Annotated in this window: 14 protein-coding genes; 2 read left to right on the forward strand and 12 right to left on the reverse strand. The window is 69.4% G+C overall.

Annotated elements, in window-relative coordinates:
* Positions 1-15: 15 nt before the first annotated feature.
* From crcB to G9Q37_RS03840, 5 genes are all read right to left on the reverse strand, one after another.
* Entirely contained in the window at positions 16-381 is a 366-nt protein-coding gene (crcB, locus tag G9Q37_RS03820) for a fluoride efflux transporter CrcB (protein WP_166224797.1), read from the reverse strand.
* Positions 382-383: 2 nt separating this feature from the next.
* Positions 384-1,397, reverse strand: coding sequence for a recombination-associated protein RdgC (locus G9Q37_RS03825; RefSeq protein WP_166224800.1), 1,014 nt, complete (start codon positions 1,395-1,397; stop codon positions 384-386).
* A gap of 78 nt (positions 1,398-1,475) precedes the next feature.
* Positions 1,476-2,771 (reverse strand): TRAP transporter large permease, encoded by a 1,296-nt coding sequence (locus tag G9Q37_RS03830; RefSeq protein ID WP_166224803.1) that lies wholly within the window; start codon positions 2,769-2,771, stop codon positions 1,476-1,478.
* Complete coding sequence (locus tag G9Q37_RS03835; RefSeq protein WP_166224806.1) at positions 2,764-3,267, reverse strand: TRAP transporter small permease; 504 nt, start codon at positions 3,265-3,267, stop codon at positions 2,764-2,766. Before G9Q37_RS03835 ends, G9Q37_RS03830 begins: the two co-directional genes overlap by 8 nt.
* A 4-nt stretch (positions 3,268-3,271) precedes the next feature.
* Positions 3,272-4,246: a TRAP transporter substrate-binding protein gene (locus tag G9Q37_RS03840; protein WP_166224810.1), complete on the reverse strand. Its 975-nt coding sequence runs from the start codon at positions 4,244-4,246 to the stop codon at positions 3,272-3,274.
* Positions 4,247-4,421: 175 nt separating this feature from the next.
* On the opposite strand from G9Q37_RS03840, the gene G9Q37_RS03845 reads away from it, so the two are divergent.
* Positions 4,422-4,961, forward strand: a complete 540-nt coding sequence (locus tag G9Q37_RS03845) for a winged helix DNA-binding protein (RefSeq protein WP_166224813.1) — start codon at positions 4,422-4,424, stop codon at positions 4,959-4,961.
* Between the two features lie 5 nt (positions 4,962-4,966).
* Complete coding sequence (locus G9Q37_RS03850; protein WP_166224816.1) at positions 4,967-8,569, forward strand: hydantoinase B/oxoprolinase family protein; 3,603 nt, start codon at positions 4,967-4,969, stop codon at positions 8,567-8,569.
* A 10-nt stretch (positions 8,570-8,579) separates the two neighbouring features.
* Here the strand turns inward: G9Q37_RS03850 and lapB are convergent, their stop codons facing one another.
* The 7 genes from lapB to pheA form a co-directional block, all read right to left on the reverse strand.
* The gene (gene lapB, locus G9Q37_RS03855; RefSeq protein ID WP_166224819.1) at positions 8,580-9,725 is read right to left on the reverse strand and encodes a lipopolysaccharide assembly protein LapB; all 1,146 of its coding nucleotides are present in this window, start codon (positions 9,723-9,725) and stop codon (positions 8,580-8,582) included.
* Positions 9,715-10,008, reverse strand: a complete 294-nt coding sequence (locus tag G9Q37_RS03860) for a lipopolysaccharide assembly protein LapA domain-containing protein (protein WP_166224822.1) — start codon at positions 10,006-10,008, stop codon at positions 9,715-9,717. Before G9Q37_RS03860 ends, lapB begins: the two co-directional genes overlap by 11 nt.
* 42 nt (positions 10,009-10,050) lie before the next feature.
* A complete protein-coding gene (locus tag G9Q37_RS03865) occupies positions 10,051-10,371 on the reverse strand; it encodes an integration host factor subunit beta (protein WP_166224825.1) in 321 nt (106 codons plus the stop codon).
* Positions 10,371-12,056, reverse strand: a complete 1,686-nt coding sequence (gene rpsA, locus G9Q37_RS03870; protein WP_166224828.1) for a 30S ribosomal protein S1 — start codon at positions 12,054-12,056, stop codon at positions 10,371-10,373. Before rpsA ends, G9Q37_RS03865 begins: the two co-directional genes overlap by 1 nt.
* Positions 12,057-12,233: 177 nt before the next feature.
* Positions 12,234-14,360 (reverse strand): bifunctional 3-phosphoshikimate 1-carboxyvinyltransferase/cytidylate kinase, encoded by a 2,127-nt coding sequence (locus G9Q37_RS03875; RefSeq protein WP_166224831.1) that lies wholly within the window; start codon positions 14,358-14,360, stop codon positions 12,234-12,236.
* Between the two features lie 8 nt (positions 14,361-14,368).
* A complete protein-coding gene (locus G9Q37_RS03880) occupies positions 14,369-15,247 on the reverse strand; it encodes a prephenate dehydrogenase (RefSeq protein ID WP_166230938.1) in 879 nt (292 codons plus the stop codon).
* Positions 15,247-16,347 (reverse strand): prephenate dehydratase, encoded by a 1,101-nt coding sequence (gene pheA / locus G9Q37_RS03885; protein ID WP_166224834.1) that lies wholly within the window; start codon positions 16,345-16,347, stop codon positions 15,247-15,249. The genes G9Q37_RS03880 and pheA overlap by 1 nt, the downstream gene beginning before the upstream one ends.

Consider the following 16,347-nt stretch of genomic DNA (forward strand, 5'->3'; position numbering starts at 1 on the left):
CAGCGTCGTCCGCCCTCAGGCCAGGGTCTTCAGGCCCAGCCAGGTGAGCAGCAGCGAGCCCATGAGGTGCAGCGCCGATACGCCGAAGGCCATGAGCACGCGGCCCTGCTGCAGCAGCATGACCACCTCGATCGAGAAGGTGGAGAAGGTGGTGAGCGCGCCCAGCAGGCCGGTGACGATGGCCAGGCGCCACACCGGGTCGATGTGCGGGTTGGCCTGCAGCACCGCGAACGTGAGGCCGATGGCGTAAGCGCCGACCCAGTTGGCCGCGAGCGTGCCCCAGGGCAGCAGCGCGTGCGGCGTGTTCAGCCACAGCCCGAGCCGCCAGCGCAGCAAGGCGCCCGCGCAGGCGCCGATGCAGATGGCGAGCACGGGCTGCATGCTCAGAAGGGCGCGTCGCCGTCGGCGGTGGCCGTGGCGGTGCTGGCCGCGGCGAAGCCGGCGCCGGTGGTCACGGTGCCGGTACCGCTGGCGCTGCCCTCATGCCCGGGCACCTGGCCCGGCTGCAGTTCGCCGCCGAGCGCGGCGATCAGCGCGTCGAGCACGCCGCGCAGCTCGCCGGTGCCGATGGCCACGTTGGTGTCGAAGGACTGCTCCTCGCTGCCGGCGTCTTCGAACACGCCCTCGAGGAACTGGATCTTCTTGAGCGCCATGCTTTCCGTGAGCACGAAGCTCACGCGGCCTTCCCAGTTGAGCGCGAGCCGCGTGGGCAGCTTGCCTTCGCTGATGTGGCGGCGCACCTCGTCGTTGAACAGGTGGTGGCGCGTGAAGCGCACCACCGAGCGCTCTTCGTCGCTCGATCGCAGCTCGCAGTCGCGCTCCACGGCCAGGCCCTCGGGCCATTGTTCGGTGTCGGTCACGCTGAGCCACTGCGTCATGGCCGCCTGCGGCGTCACCTGGGTGTTGAACAGCGTGACGGCCAGGCCGTCGAAGGCGCGCACCAGCGCGGTCACGATGTCGTCGAGCTTGCCCTGGCTGCTGGCGTCGGTGGCGAGCCAGCCGCGTTCGGGGTCGATCCAGATCCAGGCCGACTGCTGGCGCGCGAAGGCCTGGGGCAGCAGCGCGAGCAGCGCGTCTTCGCGCAGGCCCTTGGTTTCCTTCTTGCCGGGCTTGCGGCCGGTGGTGGCTTCGATGTGGTCGGCCGCCTCCTGGGCCTTGCGCCGCACCACGGCGCCGGGCACGGCCTTGGTTTCGATCTGCAGCTTGAGGATGCGCTGGCCGGCCACGGCCTCGACCAGCGGGCCATGCGCTTCGCCGCGCGGCTCCACCCAGCCGACCGATTTGTCCTGTGTGGCGGTGCAGGGCACGAAGCGCGCGCCATCGAGCGCTTTCTCCATCGCATCGGGCGTGGGCGACCAGCCGGGCGCGATGCGGTAGAGCGTGAGGTTCTTGAACACGAAACGGGTCTCCGGGAAAAACAAACCCCGCGGCCCTGGGGACGCGGGGTGTGCAGTTTAGTGGCTGGTGCCGGGCGCTCACATCTTCGACGGCATCCAGGTGACCAGCCCCGGGAACCAGTACAGCAGCAGCACGGCCAGCACCATGATGAAGAAGTAGGGCAGGCAGGCCACCGCGATCCAGGTGATTTCGCGCCGGGTCATGCCTTGCAGCACGAACAGGTTGAAGCCCACGGGCGGCGTGATCTGCGCCATCTCGACCACGATCACGATGAAGATGCCGAACCAGATCAGGTCGATGCCCGCGGCCGTGACGGTGGGCAGGATCACGCCCATGGTGAGCACGATCATGGAGATGCCGTCGAGGAAGCAGCCCAGCACGATGTAGAACACCGCCAGCGCGATCAGCAGCATGCCCGGCGACAGGCCCAGCCCGCCCACCCATTCGGCCAGGTGCCGCGGCAGGCCGATGTAGCCCATGGACAGCGTGAGGAAGGCCGCGCCCGCGAGGATCAGCGCGATCATGCAGTACAGCCGCGTGGCGCCGAGCAGCGCGTCGCGAAAGCTCTGCCAGTTGAGCGAGCCCTGCGAAGCGGACAGGATCAGCGAGCCCACCACGCCGATGGCCGCGGCCTCGGTGGCGGTGGCGATGCCGCTGTAGATCGCGCCGATCACGCTGCCGATCAGCAGCACCACCGGGATCAGGTGGCGCGATTCGCGCACCTTCTCGGCGAAGCCCATGCCCGCGTCGGCGCTGGGCACCTTGCCGGGGTTGAGCAGGGCCCAGACGATGAGCGAGCCGCTGAACAGCGCCGCGAGCAGGATGCCCGGGATCACGCCGGCCACGAACAGCTTGGCGATGGACACCTCGGCCGCCACGCCGTAGACGATCATGATGATCGAGGGCGGGATCAGCAGGCCCAGCGTGCTCGCGCCGCCGAGCGAGCCCACGATCTTCTCGGCCGGGTAGCCGCGCCGCGTGAGCTCGGGGATGGTCATCTTGCCGATGGTGGCGCAGGTGGCCGCCGAAGAGCCCGAGACCGCCGCGAAGATGGTGCTGCCCAGGATGTTGGTGTGCAGCAGCCGGCCCGGCAGCGCGTTGACCCAGGGCGCAAGGCCTTTGAACATGCTCTCGGACAGCTTGGTGCGAAAGAGGATCTCGCCCATCCACACGAACAGCGGCAGCGCGGTGAGCGTCCAGCTGCTCGCCGAGCCCCAGATGGTGAGCGCCATGGCGTCGCCCGCGGGGCGCGAGGAGAACAGCTCCATGCCGATCCAGGCCACGCCCGCGAGCGTGAGGCCGATCCACACGCCGCTGCCCAGCAGCACGAACAGCGCCACGATGAGCAGGCTGGTGACGACGAACTCATTCATGGCGGGTCTCCGCTTCGGTGCGCAGGCGTTGGCCTTGCAGTTCGAGCACCCACTCGTCGATCAGCGCCACGAGCAGCACGGTGCAGCCCAGGCCCATGAGGATCTGCGGGATCCACAGCGGCGTGGCGTCGGACGCGGTGGAGATGTCGTGGAACTGGTGCGATTGCCACACCAGCCGCCACGAGAACCACGCGAGCGCGCCGCTCATGAGCACCGCGACCGACAAGGCCCAGAGCTCCATGCCGCGGCGCGCACCGCCGGTGAGCTTGCCGATGATGAGCGTGACGCGGATGTGCTCGTTCTGCTTGAGCGTGTGGGCCAGCGCGAGAAAGCCCGCGCCGGCCATGGCGTAGCCCGCGTAGGCGTCGGTGCCCGGCACGTAGAAGCCGGCGAGCCGGCTCACGATGGACAACAACACCATGACGAGCACGCCGATCATGAACAGCGCGGCGAGCCAGCCCGCGCCGAGGTAGAGAGCGTCCAGCGTTTTGCGCATGCGCTCACTTGCGGTAGGCGTCGATCATCTGCTGGCCCTCGGGGCCGGCCTTGCTCAGCCATTCCTGCAGCATGGTGGCGCCCACCTTCTGCAGGTCGGCCTTGAGCGCGGCGGACGGCGGCTCCACCGACATGCCATTGGCCTTGAGCGTGGCCATGGTGTCGGTGTTGACCTTTTCGGAGGCGGCCCAGCCGCGGGCCTCGGCGTCGGCGGCGGCCTTGAGCAGCGCGTCCTGCGTGGGCTTGTCGAGCGCGTCGAAGGCCTTCTTGTTCACGATGACCGCGTTCTTGGGCAGCCAGGCCTGCACGTCGTAGTAGAACTTGAGGTGCTCGTAGAGCTTGCTGTCCACGCCCGTGGCGCCCGAGGTCATGTTGTTCTCGACCACGCCGGTGGCCAGGGCCTGCGAGAGCTCGGCGGCCTGCACCGTGACGGGCTGCGCGCCCACGAGTTCGGCGATGCGCGAGGTGGCCGGGCTGTAGGCGCGCCACTTGCTGCCCTTGAGATCGGCCGCGCTGGCCACGGGCTTCTTGCTGTACAGGCCCTGCGGCGGCCAGGCCACGGCGTAGAGCAGCACCATGCCCTGCTCGGCGAGCTTCTTCTGCAGGATGGGCTTTTGCGCGGCGTAGAGCTTCTTCGAGTCGGCGTAGCTGGTGGCCAGGAAGGGGATGCCGTCGGCGCCGAACATCTGCCATTCGTTCTGGTAGGCCGTGAGCAGGATCTCGCCGGCCTGGGCCTGGCCGCCCTGCACGGCGCGCTTGATCTCGGGCGCCTTGAACAGCGAAGCGCCGGGGTGCACCGTGATCTTGAGCTTGCCGTTGGAGGCCTTCTCGACGTCGCTCGCGAAGGTGGCGAGGTTGACCGAATGGAAGTTGGTCGCGGGGTAGGCGGCGGGCAGGTCCCAGCTGGTCTGGGCCAGGGCGGGCAGGCTGGAGGCCAGGGCGGCGGCGGCCACGGTGAGGCTGAACAGGCGACGTTTCATGGTGGGGGACTCCAAGGGGTGGGGACGCGTGGTGTGCTGCGTAGGCGGCGCGCCGACTCTATCGGGCAGCGTGCAAAGTGTGATCGGTGTTTTCCCTTGATGTCAACAAATCGTTGGCAAATCGTCGGCATAACGCCTAAACTGCCGCGCACCGAAATCACGCACGCCCGCCGCCATGGCCAAGTCCAAAGCAAGCGCCAAGCCAACCGCCGCCACATCGCCCATCGTGTCCTCGGCCCACCTCGTGTCGCCGCACAGCGCCGAGATGAGCGAGTTCGAGTTCGGCCTCATCGTGGCGGGCAATGCCTTTCACCGCTGGGTGGTGCACTGCATGTCGGCCGCGGGCCTCAAAGACCTCACCGCGCTCGACGTGCTGGTGCTGCACCACGTGTCGCACCGGGCGCGCGACAAGCGCCTGGCCGACATCGCCTTCATCATGAACGTGGAAGACACCCACCTCATCAACTACGCGCTCAAGAAGCTGCAGGGCCTGGGCATGGTGGAGTCGAGCAAGAACGGCAAGGAGGTGACCTACGCGCCCACCGACGCCGGCAAGGGCTACGTCACGCGCTACCGCGAGATCCGCGAGACCTGCCTCATCAACGCGCTGCGCGCCGACGACGCGCTCAACCACGACATCGGCGAACTCGCGCGGCTGCTGCGCGTGCTCTCCGGCATCTACGACCAGGCCGCGCGTTCCGCGGCATCGCTGTGAACCCCATGAACCCTTCAATCGACACCCGCTGGCAGTTCTGGATCGACCGCGGCGGCACCTTCACCGACATCGTGGCCAAGCGCCCCGACGGCACGCTCACCACGCACAAGCTGCTGTCGGAAAACCCCGAGCACTACCGCGACGCCGCGGTGGCGGGCATCCGCCACCTGCTGGGCCTGAAGGCCGGCGAGGCGGTGACGCCCGCGCAGGTGGCCTGCGTGAAGATGGGCACCACGGTGGCCACCAACGCACTGCTCGAACGCAAGGGCGAGCCCACGCTGCTCGTGACCACGCGCGGCTTTCGCGATGCGCTGCGCATCGCGTACCAGAACCGGCCGCGCCTGTTCGAGCGCCACATCGTGCTGCCCGAACTGCTCTACAGCCGCGTGATCGAGGCGCAAGAGCGCATGGGCGCAGGCGGTGAAGTGATCGAGCCGCTCGACCAAGCCCACCTGCGCGAGCGCCTGTGGGCGGCGTTCGACGCCGGCCTGCGCAGCGTGGCCATCGTGTTCATGCACGGCTACCGCCACACGGCGCACGAGGCCGCGGCCGCGCGGCTGGCGCGCGAGATCGGCTTCACGCAGGTGAGCACCTCGCACGAGACCAGCCCGATGATGAAGTTCGTGAGCCGCGGCGACACCACCGTGGTCGACGCCTACCTCTCGCCCATCCTGCGCCGCTATGTGGACCAGGTGGCCGGCGAGATGCCGGGCGTGCCGCTGTTCTTCATGCAGAGCAGCGGCGGCCTCACCGACGCGCACCGCTTCCAGGGCAAGGACGCGATCCTCTCGGGCCCGGCGGGCGGCATCGTGGGCATGGCACGCACCGCCACGCTGGCGGGCCACGACAAGGTGATCGGCTTCGACATGGGCGGTACGTCCACCGACGTGTCGCACTACGCGGGCGCGTTCGAGCGCGAGTTCGAGACCCAGGTGGCCGGCGTGCGCATGCGCGCGCCCATGATGAGCATCCACACCGTGGCCGCGGGTGGCGGCTCCATCCTGAGCTTCGACGGCTCGCGCTTTCGCGTGGGCCCCGAGAGCGCGGGCGCCAACCCCGGGCCCGCGAGCTACCGCCGCGGCGGCCCGCTCGCGGTGACCGACGCCAACGTGATGCTGGGCAAGATCCAGCCCGCGCATTTCCCCCGGGTGTTCGGCCCCAACGCCGACGAGCCCTTGAGCGCCGAGGCGGTGCGCGAGAAGTTCGATGCGCTCGCGCAGCAGACCGGCCGCACCGCCGAAGACGTGGCCGAGGGCTTCATCCGCATCGCGGTGCAGCAGATGGCCAACGCGATCAAGAAGATCTCGGTGGCGCGCGGCTACGACGTGACGCGCTACACCCTGCAATGCTTCGGCGGCGCGGGCGGACAGCACGCCTGCCTGGTGGCCGACGCCCTGGGCATGCAGCGCGTGTTCGTGCACCCGCTGGCGGGCGTGCTGAGCGCCTACGGCATGGGCCTGGCCGACCAGAACGTGATCCGCGAGCAGGCGGTGGAGCGCGTGCTCGACGCGGCCGCGCTGGCGCCCATCGCGCAGCAGCTCGACGCGCTCGCGCAGGCCGCGCACGACGAGCTGCGCGCGCAGCAGGCGGGCGCGGGCGAGGTGCCCATTGAGCTTCGCTTGCACCGCCGCGTGCACGTGCGCTACGAGGGCAGCGACGCCGCGCTCGTGGTGCCCTTCGGCGAGCTGGCCGCGATCGAAGCGGCCTTCGAGGCCGCGTACCGCCAGCGCTTCGCCTTCCTCATGCCGGGCAAGCGCCTGATCGCCGAGGCCGTGTCGGTGGAGGCGGTGCTGGCGGGCGATGCACCCGCCGAGCCGCGCCACGCGCTGCACGAGCCGCGAGAAGTGCCACGCCGCGACACCGTGCGCATGTACGCCGAAGGCCAGTGGCTCGACGCCGCGCTGGTGGTGCGCGAAGACCTGCGCCCGGGCGACGTCATCCCCGGCCCGGCCATCATTGCCGAGAAGAACGCCACCACCGTGGTGGAGCCGGGCTGGGAGGCCCAGCTCACCGCGCTCGACCACCTGGTGCTCGAGCGCCGCGTGCCGCGCGCCACGCGCCACGCGGTGGGCACCACGGTCGACCCGGTGCTGCTCGAGGTGTTCAACAACCTGTTCATGAACATCGCCGAGCAGATGGGCCTGCAGCTGCAGAACACGGCCTACTCGGTGAACATCAAGGAGCGGCTCGATTTTTCGTGCGCGCTGTTCGACGACCAGGGCAACCTGATCGCCAACGCGCCCCACATGCCGGTGCACCTGGGCTCGATGGGCGAGAGCATCAAGACCGTGATCCGCGAGAACCGCGGCCGCATGCAGCCCGGCGACGTGTACGTGCTCAACGACCCGTACCACGGCGGCACCCACCTGCCCGACGTGACCGTGATCACGCCGGTCTACATCGGCGGCGCCGCCGAGCCCACCTTCTACGTGGGATCGCGCGGCCACCACGCCGACATCGGCGGCACCACGCCGGGCTCGATGCCGCCGTTCTCCACGCGCATCGAAGAAGAGGGCGTGCAGATCGACAACGTGAAGCTGGTCGAAGGCGGCCGGCTGCGCGAGGCCGAGATGATCGCGCTGCTGCAGAGCGGCGAATACCCGAGCCGCAACCCGCAGCAGAACATGGCCGACCTCAAGGCGCAGATCGCGGCCAACGAGAAGGGCGTGCAGGAACTGCGCAAGATGGTCGATCAGTTCGGGCTCGACGTGGTGCAGGCCTACATGCGCCACGTGCAGGACAACGCCGAGGAGTCGGTGCGTCGCGTGATCACGCGCCTGAAAGACGGTGCGTTCACGCTGCCGCTGGACAACGGTGCGCAGATCCGGGTGGCGGTGCGCGTGAACGCCGCCGCGCGCAGCGCGCAGATCGACTTCACCGGCACCAGCCCGCAGCAGACCAACAACTTCAACGCGCCCACGGCGGTGTGCATGGCCGCGGTGCTCTACGTGTTCCGCACGCTGGTGGACGACGACATCCCGCTCAACGCGGGCTGCCTCAAGCCCATCGAGGTCATCATCCCGCCGGGCTGCATGCTCAACCCCAACCCGCCGGCCTCGGTGGTGGCGGGCAACGTGGAAACCTCCACCTGCATCACCAACGCGCTGTACGGCGCGCTGGGCGTGATGGCGGGCAGCCAGCCGACGATGAACAACTTCACCTTCGGCAACGCGCGGCACCAGTACTACGAGACGATCTCGGGGGGCAGCGGCGCCGGCGAGGGTTTTGACGGCACGTCGGTGGTGCAGACGCACATGACCAACTCGCGCCTGACCGATCCCGAGATCCTGGAGTTCCGCTTTCCGGTGCGGCTGGAGAGCTACGAGATCCGCAAGGGCTCGGGCGGGGCGGGGCGCTGGCGCGGCGGCGACGGCGGCGTGCGCCGCGTGCGCTTCCTCGAACCCATGACCGCGAGCATCCTGTCCAACGGGCGCGTGCACCCGGCCTTCGGGGCCGCGGGCGGCGCGCCCGGCGCGCCGGGCATCAACCGCGTGGTGCGCGCCGATGGCCGCCAGGAGGATCTGCAGCACATCGGCCAGGCCGAGATGGGCGTGGGCGACGTGTTCGAGATCCACACGCCGGGCGGCGGGGGCTACGGAAAGCCCTGAGCCGCGCGGCTCAGAGTTCTTCGACGCGGCGCGCGGGGTAGCTGTCCCAGGCCTGGCAGCCCGGGCATTGCCAGAAGTGCTGGCGCGCCTCGAAGCCGCAGGCCGCGCAGCGGTAGCGCTTGAGCGGGCCGCTGGCGTTGTCGAACGCGCGCTGCACGCTGGCCTGGGCCTTGGCGTCCGACAGGGTTTCGCCCGCGAGCCACTGGCTGGCGATCACGAGCGAAGGTTCGGCGTCGAGGTGGCGCAGGTAGGCGCGGCGCGCGTCCTCGGGCTGTTCGGCCAGGCGCGCGAGCGCCTCCGTGACGTCGATCGAGGGCGCCTGCGCCTGAGCGTCTTCGAGCAGGGCGCGCACCGGCGCGCTGCGCCCGGTCTGGCGCGCGAGCTCGGCCATGCCGCGCGCGGCCAGCGGCAGGGCCAGCGGCGCCTGGCGCGCGAGCGCGAGCAGGTCGTCGAGCGCGCCCGCAGCATCGCCCTGCTGCGAGCGCAGCGCCGAGCGCGCCATCCAGCCGCGCGCGAGGCCGGGCGCGCGGCGCACCACCTCGTCGAGCAGGGCGCGCGTGTGCGCGGCCTCGCCCTGGCGGTGCGCGGTTTCGGCCTGCTCGCACAGGTAGTGCGCGATGCGCGTGGTGAAGCTGCCCTGTTCCACGGCGTCGAGCTTCTCGGCGATGGCCTGGGCCTGAGGCCAGTCGCGCGAGCGTTCGTAGATGCCCAGCAGCGCCAGGCGGGCCTCGCTCTCGAACGCCGTGCCTTCGAGCTTGTGCAGCGCCGATTCGGCGCGGTCGAGCAGGCCGGCCTTGAGGAAGTCGAGCGCGAGCGCGTGCTGGGCGCGGTCGCGGTCCTTGCGGCTGAGGTCGGCGCGCGCGAGCAGGTGCTCGTGCACGCGCACCGCGCGGTCGTAGTCGCCGCGGCGGCGGAACAGGTTGCCGAGCGCGAAGTGCAGCTCGGTGGTGTCGGGGTCGCCCTGCACGGCCTCGATGAAGGCGTCGATGGCCTGGTCCTGCTGCTCGTTGAGCAGGTGGTTGAGGCCGCGGAAATAGGCCTTGGGGGCCTGGCGGCTTTCGAAGCGCCACTGGCGCAGGTCGAGCCGCGAAGCGGCCCAGCCGAGCGCGAACGCCACGGGCAGGCCCCAGAGCAGCCAGGTCAGGTCAAAGTCCATGCCGGCGATCGATGGGCTCGTTGGGCATCACGGTGGTGTCCGCGCCGAAGGTGGTGTGGCCGGCGCGTGCCCGGGCGCGCTTGGCGCGCAGCCACAGCGGCAGCATCACGATCACGCCCAGGAACACGCCGAGCAGCAGCACCACCAGCAGCACCAGCACGAGCGGCGCCTGCCAGCTGTGGCCGAAGAACAGGTGCAGCGTGACGCTGTCCTGGTTGTTCAGCGCGAAGGCGAAGAGCACAAAAAAAAGGGCTGCGTTGAGCAGCCACATCAGGTACTTCAATGCATCCCCTCTGTGGTGGGCTGCGATTGTAGTCAGCAGGGTTCAAGCCGGGTCTTTGGGCCCTTGTTGCAGCAGCAGCCTGGTGCGTTCGTCCACCTGCTCGCGCAGGGCCTTGCCGGGCTTGAAGTGCGGCACGCGCTTCTCGGGAATCATCACGCTCTCGCCCGAACGCGGGTTGCGTCCGATGCGGGGCGAGCGGCGATTCACCGAGAAGCTGCCGAACCCGCGGATCTCGATGCGATGGCCCTTGACCAGGGCGTCACCCATCGCGTCGAGGATCGCCTTGACGGCGAACTCCGCATCGCGGTGGGTGAGCTGGCCGAAACGGGCCGCCAGGGCTTCAACGAGATCGCTGCGGGTCATCAGCGGCCGTTGTTGCTGTTGTCGAGCTTGGCGCGCAGCAGGGCGCCCAGGCTGGTGGTGCCGGCGTTGCCCGCGTTCTGGCTCAGGCTGGCCATGGCTTCCTGCTGGTCGGCAGCGTCCTTGGCCTTGATCGAGAGCTGGATGTTGCGGGTCTTGCGGTCCACGTTGACGACCACGGCAGAGACTTCGTCGCCTTCTTTCAGCACGTTGCGCGCGTCTTCCACGCGGTCACGGCTGATTTCGGAGGCACGCAGGTAGCCGATCACGTCCTCGCCGAGGTCGATTTCAGCGCCCTTGGCGTCCACGGTCTTGACCTTGCCGGTCACCACGGCGCCCTTGTCGTTGACGGACACGAAGGTGGTGAACGGGTCGCCGTCGAGCTGCTTGATGCCCAGGCTGATGCGCTCGCGCTCGACGTCGATGGCGAGCACCACGGCGTCGACTTCCTGGCCCTTCTTGTAGTTGCGCACGGCTTGCTCGCCGGGCTCGTTCCACGAGAGGTCGGACAGGTGCACCAGGCCGTCGATGCCGGCGGCCAGGCCGACGAACACGCCGAAGTCGGTGATGGACTTGATCGGGCCCTTCACGCGGTCACCGCGCTTGGTCTGCTCGGCGAACTCGTGCCAGGGGTTGGCCTTGCACTGCTTCATGCCCAGCGAAATGCGGCGCTTGTCTTCGTCGATGTCGAGCACCATGACTTCGACTTCGTCGCCCAGCGACACCAGCTTGGACGGGGCCACGTTCTTGTTGGTCCAGTCCATTTCGGAGACGTGCACCAGGCCTTCGATGCCGGGCTCGAGTTCCACGAACGCGCCGTAGTCGGCGATGTTGGTGACCTTGCCGAACATGCGGGTGCCTTGCGGGTAGCGGCGGCTCACGCCCAGCCACGGGTCGTCGCCCATCTGCTTGAGGCCCAGCGAAACGCGCTGCTTCTCGGTGTCGAACTTGAGGATCTTGGCCGTGATTTCCTGGCCGGCCTGCACCACCTCGCTGGGGTGGCGCACGCGGCGCCAGGCCATGTCGGTGATGTGCAGCAGGCCGTCGATGCCGCCGAGGTCCACGAACGCGCCGTACTCGGTGATGTTCTTGACCACGCCGTGCACGATGGCGCCTTCTTTCAGGGTCTCCATCAGCTTGGCGCGCTCTTCGCCCATGGAGGCTTCCACCACGGCACGGCGGCTCAGCACCACGTTGTTGCGCTTGCGGTCGAGCTTGATGACCTTGAATTCCAGGGTCTTGTTCTCGTAGGGGGTGAGGTCCTTGGTGGGACGGCTGTCCACCAGCGAGCCCGGCAGGAAGGCGCTGATGCCGTTGACCATGACCTTGAGGCCGCCCTTGACCTTGCTGGTGGTGGTGCCGGTGACGAATTCACCCGACTCGAGGGCTTTCTCGAGGGCCATCCACGAAGCCAGGCGCTTGGCCTTGTCGCGCGAGAGCAGGGTGTCGCCGAAGCCGTTCTCGACGGAGTCGATCGCGACCGACACGAAGTCGCCGACCTGCACTTCGAGCTCGCCCTGGTCGTTCTTGAACTCGGCCAGCGGCACATAGGCTTCCGACTTCAGACCGGCGTTGACCACCACGTGGTTGTGTTCGATGCGAACGACTTCCGCGGTGATGACTTCACCAGCGCGCATTTCGGCGCGCTGCAGGGACTCTTCGAAGAGAGCGGCAAAAGATTCAGACATGGGGTTTCCTGAGAACCGCTTCGCGTCGGCAGGGGGCGGCCCGGGAGGGCTGCGGAGACGACGGCTGGGCGGTTGTTGCTTGTGCCGTGCGAAACACGGCGGGTTGGTTGAAAGAACCCTGGGACCTGCGGACGGGGAACATCCGGCGGGGTCTTCGGGGCCTGGAGAAAGGCCTGCTCAGCGAACCGGGAAGGCCTGTTTGCCGTGCCACCAGTCCAGCACCCGGGCCACCGATTGCTCGATGTCGAGGTGGGAGTTGTCCAGCAGCACCGCGTCTTCGGCCGGCTTGAGGGGCGCGTGCGTGCGGTTCATGTCGCGCGCGTCGCGTGCCTGCAAATCGGCCAGAAGGTCGGCGAGTATAGCGGGGATTCCCTTTGAAATCAATTGCTTATGGCGGCGCAGGGCGCGCTGCTCGGCGCTGGCCGTGAGGTAGACCTTGAGCGGCGCGCCCGGGAAGATCACCGTGCCCATGTCGCGCCCGTCGGCCACCAGGCCGGGCAGGTGGCGGAAATTGAGCTGCAGGTCGAGCAGCGCGGCGCGCACCTGGGGCACGGCCGACACGCGCGAGGCAGCCATGCCGGCGGCCTCGGCGCGCAGGGCCTCGGTCACGTCCTCGCCCTCGAGCCAGGTCTTGCCGGGGGTGAAGCGCACGTCGAGCCGGGCCGCGAGCTCGCCCATGCGCTCGGCGTGGGCGGGGTCGCGCAGGTCGGCTTCGGTGGTGGACAGGCCTTCGCGCTCGGCGGCCAGGCCCACGAGGCGGTAGAGCGCGCCCGAGTCGAGCAGGTGGTAGCCGAGGGTGGACGCGACCTCGGCCGCGAGCGTGCCCTTGCCCGAGGCGGTCGGGCCGTCGATGCAGATCACGGGGATGCGCTCGGCGGGTGTGCGGCACACGCTGAACAGCGTTTCGAAGTAGTCGGGGAAGGTCTTGCCCACGCACTTCGGGTCGTCGATGCGCACGGGCAGCTGCGCGGGGTTGAAGGCCGCGAGCGAGAAGCACATGGCGACGCGGTGGTCGTCGTAGGTGTGAATCGTCGCTTGCCGCCATCCATGCGCCCCCACGCTCCCCACTTCGTGGGGTTCGCTGCCCCCCGAGGGGGCTGTCCCGCCTTGGGGCGGCCCGGCGGCGGGGCCGCGCGGCGGCGTGATGCGGATGAAATCGGCGCCTTCTTCGACCGTGGCGCCGAGCTGGCGGCATTCGGTGGCCATGGCCGCGATGCGGTCGGTTTCTTTCACGCGCCAGCTCGCGATGTTGCGCAGCGTGGTGGTGCCGTCGGCGTAGAGCGCCATCACCGCGAGCGTCATCGCGGCGTCGGGGATGTGGTTGCAGTCGAGGTCGATGGCCTTGAGCGGCCAGGCGCCGCGGCGCACGCGCAGGGCGTTGTCTTCGCCGACGATGTCGGCGCCCATGAGGCGCGCGGCCTCGACAAAACGGATGTCGCCCTGGATGGACGACAGGCCGATGCCATCGATGGCGATGCCGTCGGTGCCGGGCGTGGGCGCGGCGATGGCGCCGAGCGCGATGAAGTAGCTGGCCGACGACGCGTCGGCCTCGACGGCGATGCGCCCGGGCGAGGTGTAGCGGCTGCCGCGCGCGATGGTGAAGCGGTCCCAGCCGTCGCGCTGCACGCGCACGCCGAAGCGTTCGAGCAGGTTGAGCGTGATCTCGATGTAGGGCTTGGAGATGAGCTCGGTGGCCATCTCGATCACCACGTCGCCGTGCTGCGCCACCAGCGGCAGCGCGAGCAGCAGCGCGGTGAGGAACTGGCTGGACACGTCGCCGCGCACGCGGATCGGGGCGTCGAGCCGCAGCGGGTGCACCTGGCCGTCGCCGATGCGCAGCGGCGGATAGCCCTCGTTGTGCAGGCACTGCACCGGGCAGCCGAGCTGGCGCAGGGCATCGACCAGGTCGCCGATGGGGCGTTCGTGCATGCGCGGCACGCCAGAGAGCTCGAAGCGCGCGCCCTGGGCCGTGGCCATGAGCGCGAGCGCGGCGGTGAGCGGGCGCATGGCGGTGCCGGCATTGCCCAGGAACAAGGCGGCCTCGCGCACGGCGAGCCGCCCGCCCATGCCCTGCACACGCACCGATTGCGGGCCGGTGGTATCGATCTGGCAGCCCAGCGCGCGCAGCGCGTCGAGCATCACGCGGGTGTCGTCGGAATCGAGCAGGTCGTCGACCTGCGTCGGGCCTTCGCTGAGCGCGGCGAGCAGCAGCACGCGGTTGGAAATGCTCTTGGAGCCGGGCAGTCGCACGCGGCCGCCGGCGGTGGCGAGCGGGGGCAGGTCGAGGCTGGGGATGCTGTACATGCGCGGCCTCAGCCCTGGGGCTTGACGGCCGTCATGCGCCAGCCCGCGCGAGCTTCGCTGGCGACGTCGATCAGGTCTTCGAGCGCCTGCGCATCGCCATTCTTGATGACGCTTTCGAACTGCTGCAGCGCGCGCAGGAAGTGGCGCGACTGTGTGATGAGCTCTTCGCGGTTGGAGAGCAGGATATCGCGCCAGATGGCGGCGTCGCTCGCGGCGATGCGGCTGAAGTCGCGAAAGCCCGGGCCCGCGAGCGAGAGGAAGTCTTCGCCCTCGGGCTGGTTCTTGATCGCGGTCATGAGTGCGAAGGCCAGCAGGTGAGGCAGGTGGCTGATGGCCGCATAGGCCGCGTCGTGGCCTTCGGGCGTCATGCGCTTGACCTGGCAGCCCAGCGCGCGCCAGACCTGCTCGGCCTTGTCCACGTGCGAGGGCAGGGTGCGCTCGATCGGCGTGAGGATGACCTGGCGGCCGCGGTAGAGCTCTGCGTCGGCGTGGTCCACACCCGCGAGTTCCTTGCCCGCGATGGGGTGGGCCGGCACGAACACGCCCACCTGCTCGCGCAGCACACGGCGCGCGGCGTCGATCACCTCGCGCTTGGTCGAGCCCACGTCCATGATGAGCACGTCGTTGCGCACCAGGTGGCGGATGGCCTTGAAGGTGGCCTCGGTGGCGGCCACGGGCACGGCCAGCAGCACGAGGTCGGCGCCCGACACGGCCAGCAGCGCCGACGGCGCCTCGACGTCGATCACGCCGAGCTGGCGTGCGCGTTCGGTGGTGGACGGCGACTTGCTGTAGCCCACCACGCGTTTGACCAGCCCCGCGCGCTTGAGCGCCAGCGCGAACGAGCCTCCCATGAGGCCACAGCCGATCAGACCCAACTGTTCAAACATCATTCGGTCACCGGGTAGGCACCCAGCACCTTGTAGAAGGCGCACAGGCTTTGCAGTTCTTCGAGCGCGGCGGCCACGTGCGGCTGCGAGGGATGGCCCGCGATGTCGATGTAGAAGTAGTACTCCCACTGGCCCGACTTGGCGGGCCTCGACTCGAAGCGCGTCATGGACACGCCGTGGCGCTTGAGCGGCACGAGCAGGTCGTGCACCGCGCCGGGCCGGTTGGGCACCGAGACCACGAGGCTGGTGCAGTCGCGCCCGCTGGCCGGCGGCATGGCCAGGGTCTGGGGCAGGCAGATGACGGCGAAGCGGGTGCGGTTGTAGGCCTCGTCCTGCACCGCGTGCGAGACGATGTGCAGGCCGAACTGCGCGGCCGCGCGTTCGCTCGCGAGCGCGGCGCAGCGCGGGTCTTCGGCGGCCAGGCGTGCGCCTTCGGCGTTGCTAGAGACCGCACGGCGTTCGGCATTCGGCAGGTGCTGCGTGAGCCAGCCCTGGCATTGCGCGAGCGCCTGCGGATGGGCCATGACCACCTCGACGCCGTCGAGACCGGCCTCGCGGCGCAGCAGGTTGTGGCGGATCAGCAGGCTCACCTCGCCCACCACGTGCACGGGCGAGCGCAGGAACAGGTCGAGCGAGCGCGCGACCACGCCTTCGGTGGAGTTCTCCATGCCCACCACGCCGTACTGCGCGGTGCCCGCGGCGGTGGCGTGGAACACCTCGTCGAAGCTGCTGCAGTAAATGAGGTTGGCGGCGCTGCCGAAGAACTCGACCGCGGCCTGTTCGCAGAAGGTGCCCTGCGGGCCGAGCACGGCCACGCGCTGCGGCGTTTCGAGCGCCAGGCAGGCCGACATGATCTCGCGCCAGATCGCGCCCACGTGCTGGTTGAGCAGCGGGCCGGGGTTGGCGGTCTGGATCTTCTCGATCACCTGGGCCACACGGTCGGGACGGAAGAAGGGCGAACCCTCCTGGCGCTTGAGCTCGCCGACCTGCTCGGCCACGCGCGCGCGCTGGTTGAGCAGGCTCAGCAGCTGCTGGTCGATGGCGTCGATCTGCACGCGCAGCGCGCCCAGGGCCTCGGTTTGCTGGGGTAGGGCAGCCAT

The organism is Hydrogenophaga crocea, assembly GCF_011388215.1.
GTDB lineage: Bacteria > Pseudomonadota > Gammaproteobacteria > Burkholderiales > Burkholderiaceae_C > Hydrogenophaga > Hydrogenophaga crocea.

Excerpts from the sequence above, each read along its gene's own strand:
- G9Q37_RS03845 (WP_166224813.1), top strand. The coding sequence starts at position 4,422 with ATGGCCAAGTCCAAAGCAAGCGCCAAGCCAACCGCCGCCACATCGCCC.
- lapB (WP_166224819.1), bottom strand. The coding sequence starts at position 9,725 with ATGGACTTTGACCTGACCTGGCTGCTCTGGGGCCTGCCCGTGGCGTTC.
- G9Q37_RS03830 (WP_166224803.1), bottom strand. The coding sequence starts at position 2,771 with ATGAATGAGTTCGTCGTCACCAGCCTGCTCATCGTGGCGCTGTTCGTG.
- G9Q37_RS03835 (WP_166224806.1), bottom strand. The coding sequence starts at position 3,267 with ATGCGCAAAACGCTGGACGCTCTCTACCTCGGCGCGGGCTGGCTCGCC.
- G9Q37_RS03880 (WP_166230938.1), bottom strand. The coding sequence starts at position 15,247 with ATGTTTGAACAGTTGGGTCTGATCGGCTGTGGCCTCATGGGAGGCTCG.
- G9Q37_RS03865 (WP_166224825.1), bottom strand. The coding sequence starts at position 10,371 with ATGACCCGCAGCGATCTCGTTGAAGCCCTGGCGGCCCGTTTCGGCCAG.
- rpsA (WP_166224828.1), bottom strand. The coding sequence starts at position 12,056 with ATGTCTGAATCTTTTGCCGCTCTCTTCGAAGAGTCCCTGCAGCGCGCC.
- G9Q37_RS03850 (WP_166224816.1), top strand. The coding sequence starts at position 4,967 with ATGAACCCTTCAATCGACACCCGCTGGCAGTTCTGGATCGACCGCGGC.
- G9Q37_RS03875 (WP_166224831.1), bottom strand. The coding sequence starts at position 14,360 with ATGTACAGCATCCCCAGCCTCGACCTGCCCCCGCTCGCCACCGCCGGC.
- crcB (WP_166224797.1), bottom strand. The coding sequence starts at position 381 with ATGCAGCCCGTGCTCGCCATCTGCATCGGCGCCTGCGCGGGCGCCTTG.
- pheA (WP_166224834.1), bottom strand. The coding sequence starts at position 16,347 with ATGGCTGCCCTACCCCAGCAAACCGAGGCCCTGGGCGCGCTGCGCGTG.
- G9Q37_RS03840 (WP_166224810.1), bottom strand. The coding sequence starts at position 4,246 with ATGAAACGTCGCCTGTTCAGCCTCACCGTGGCCGCCGCCGCCCTGGCC.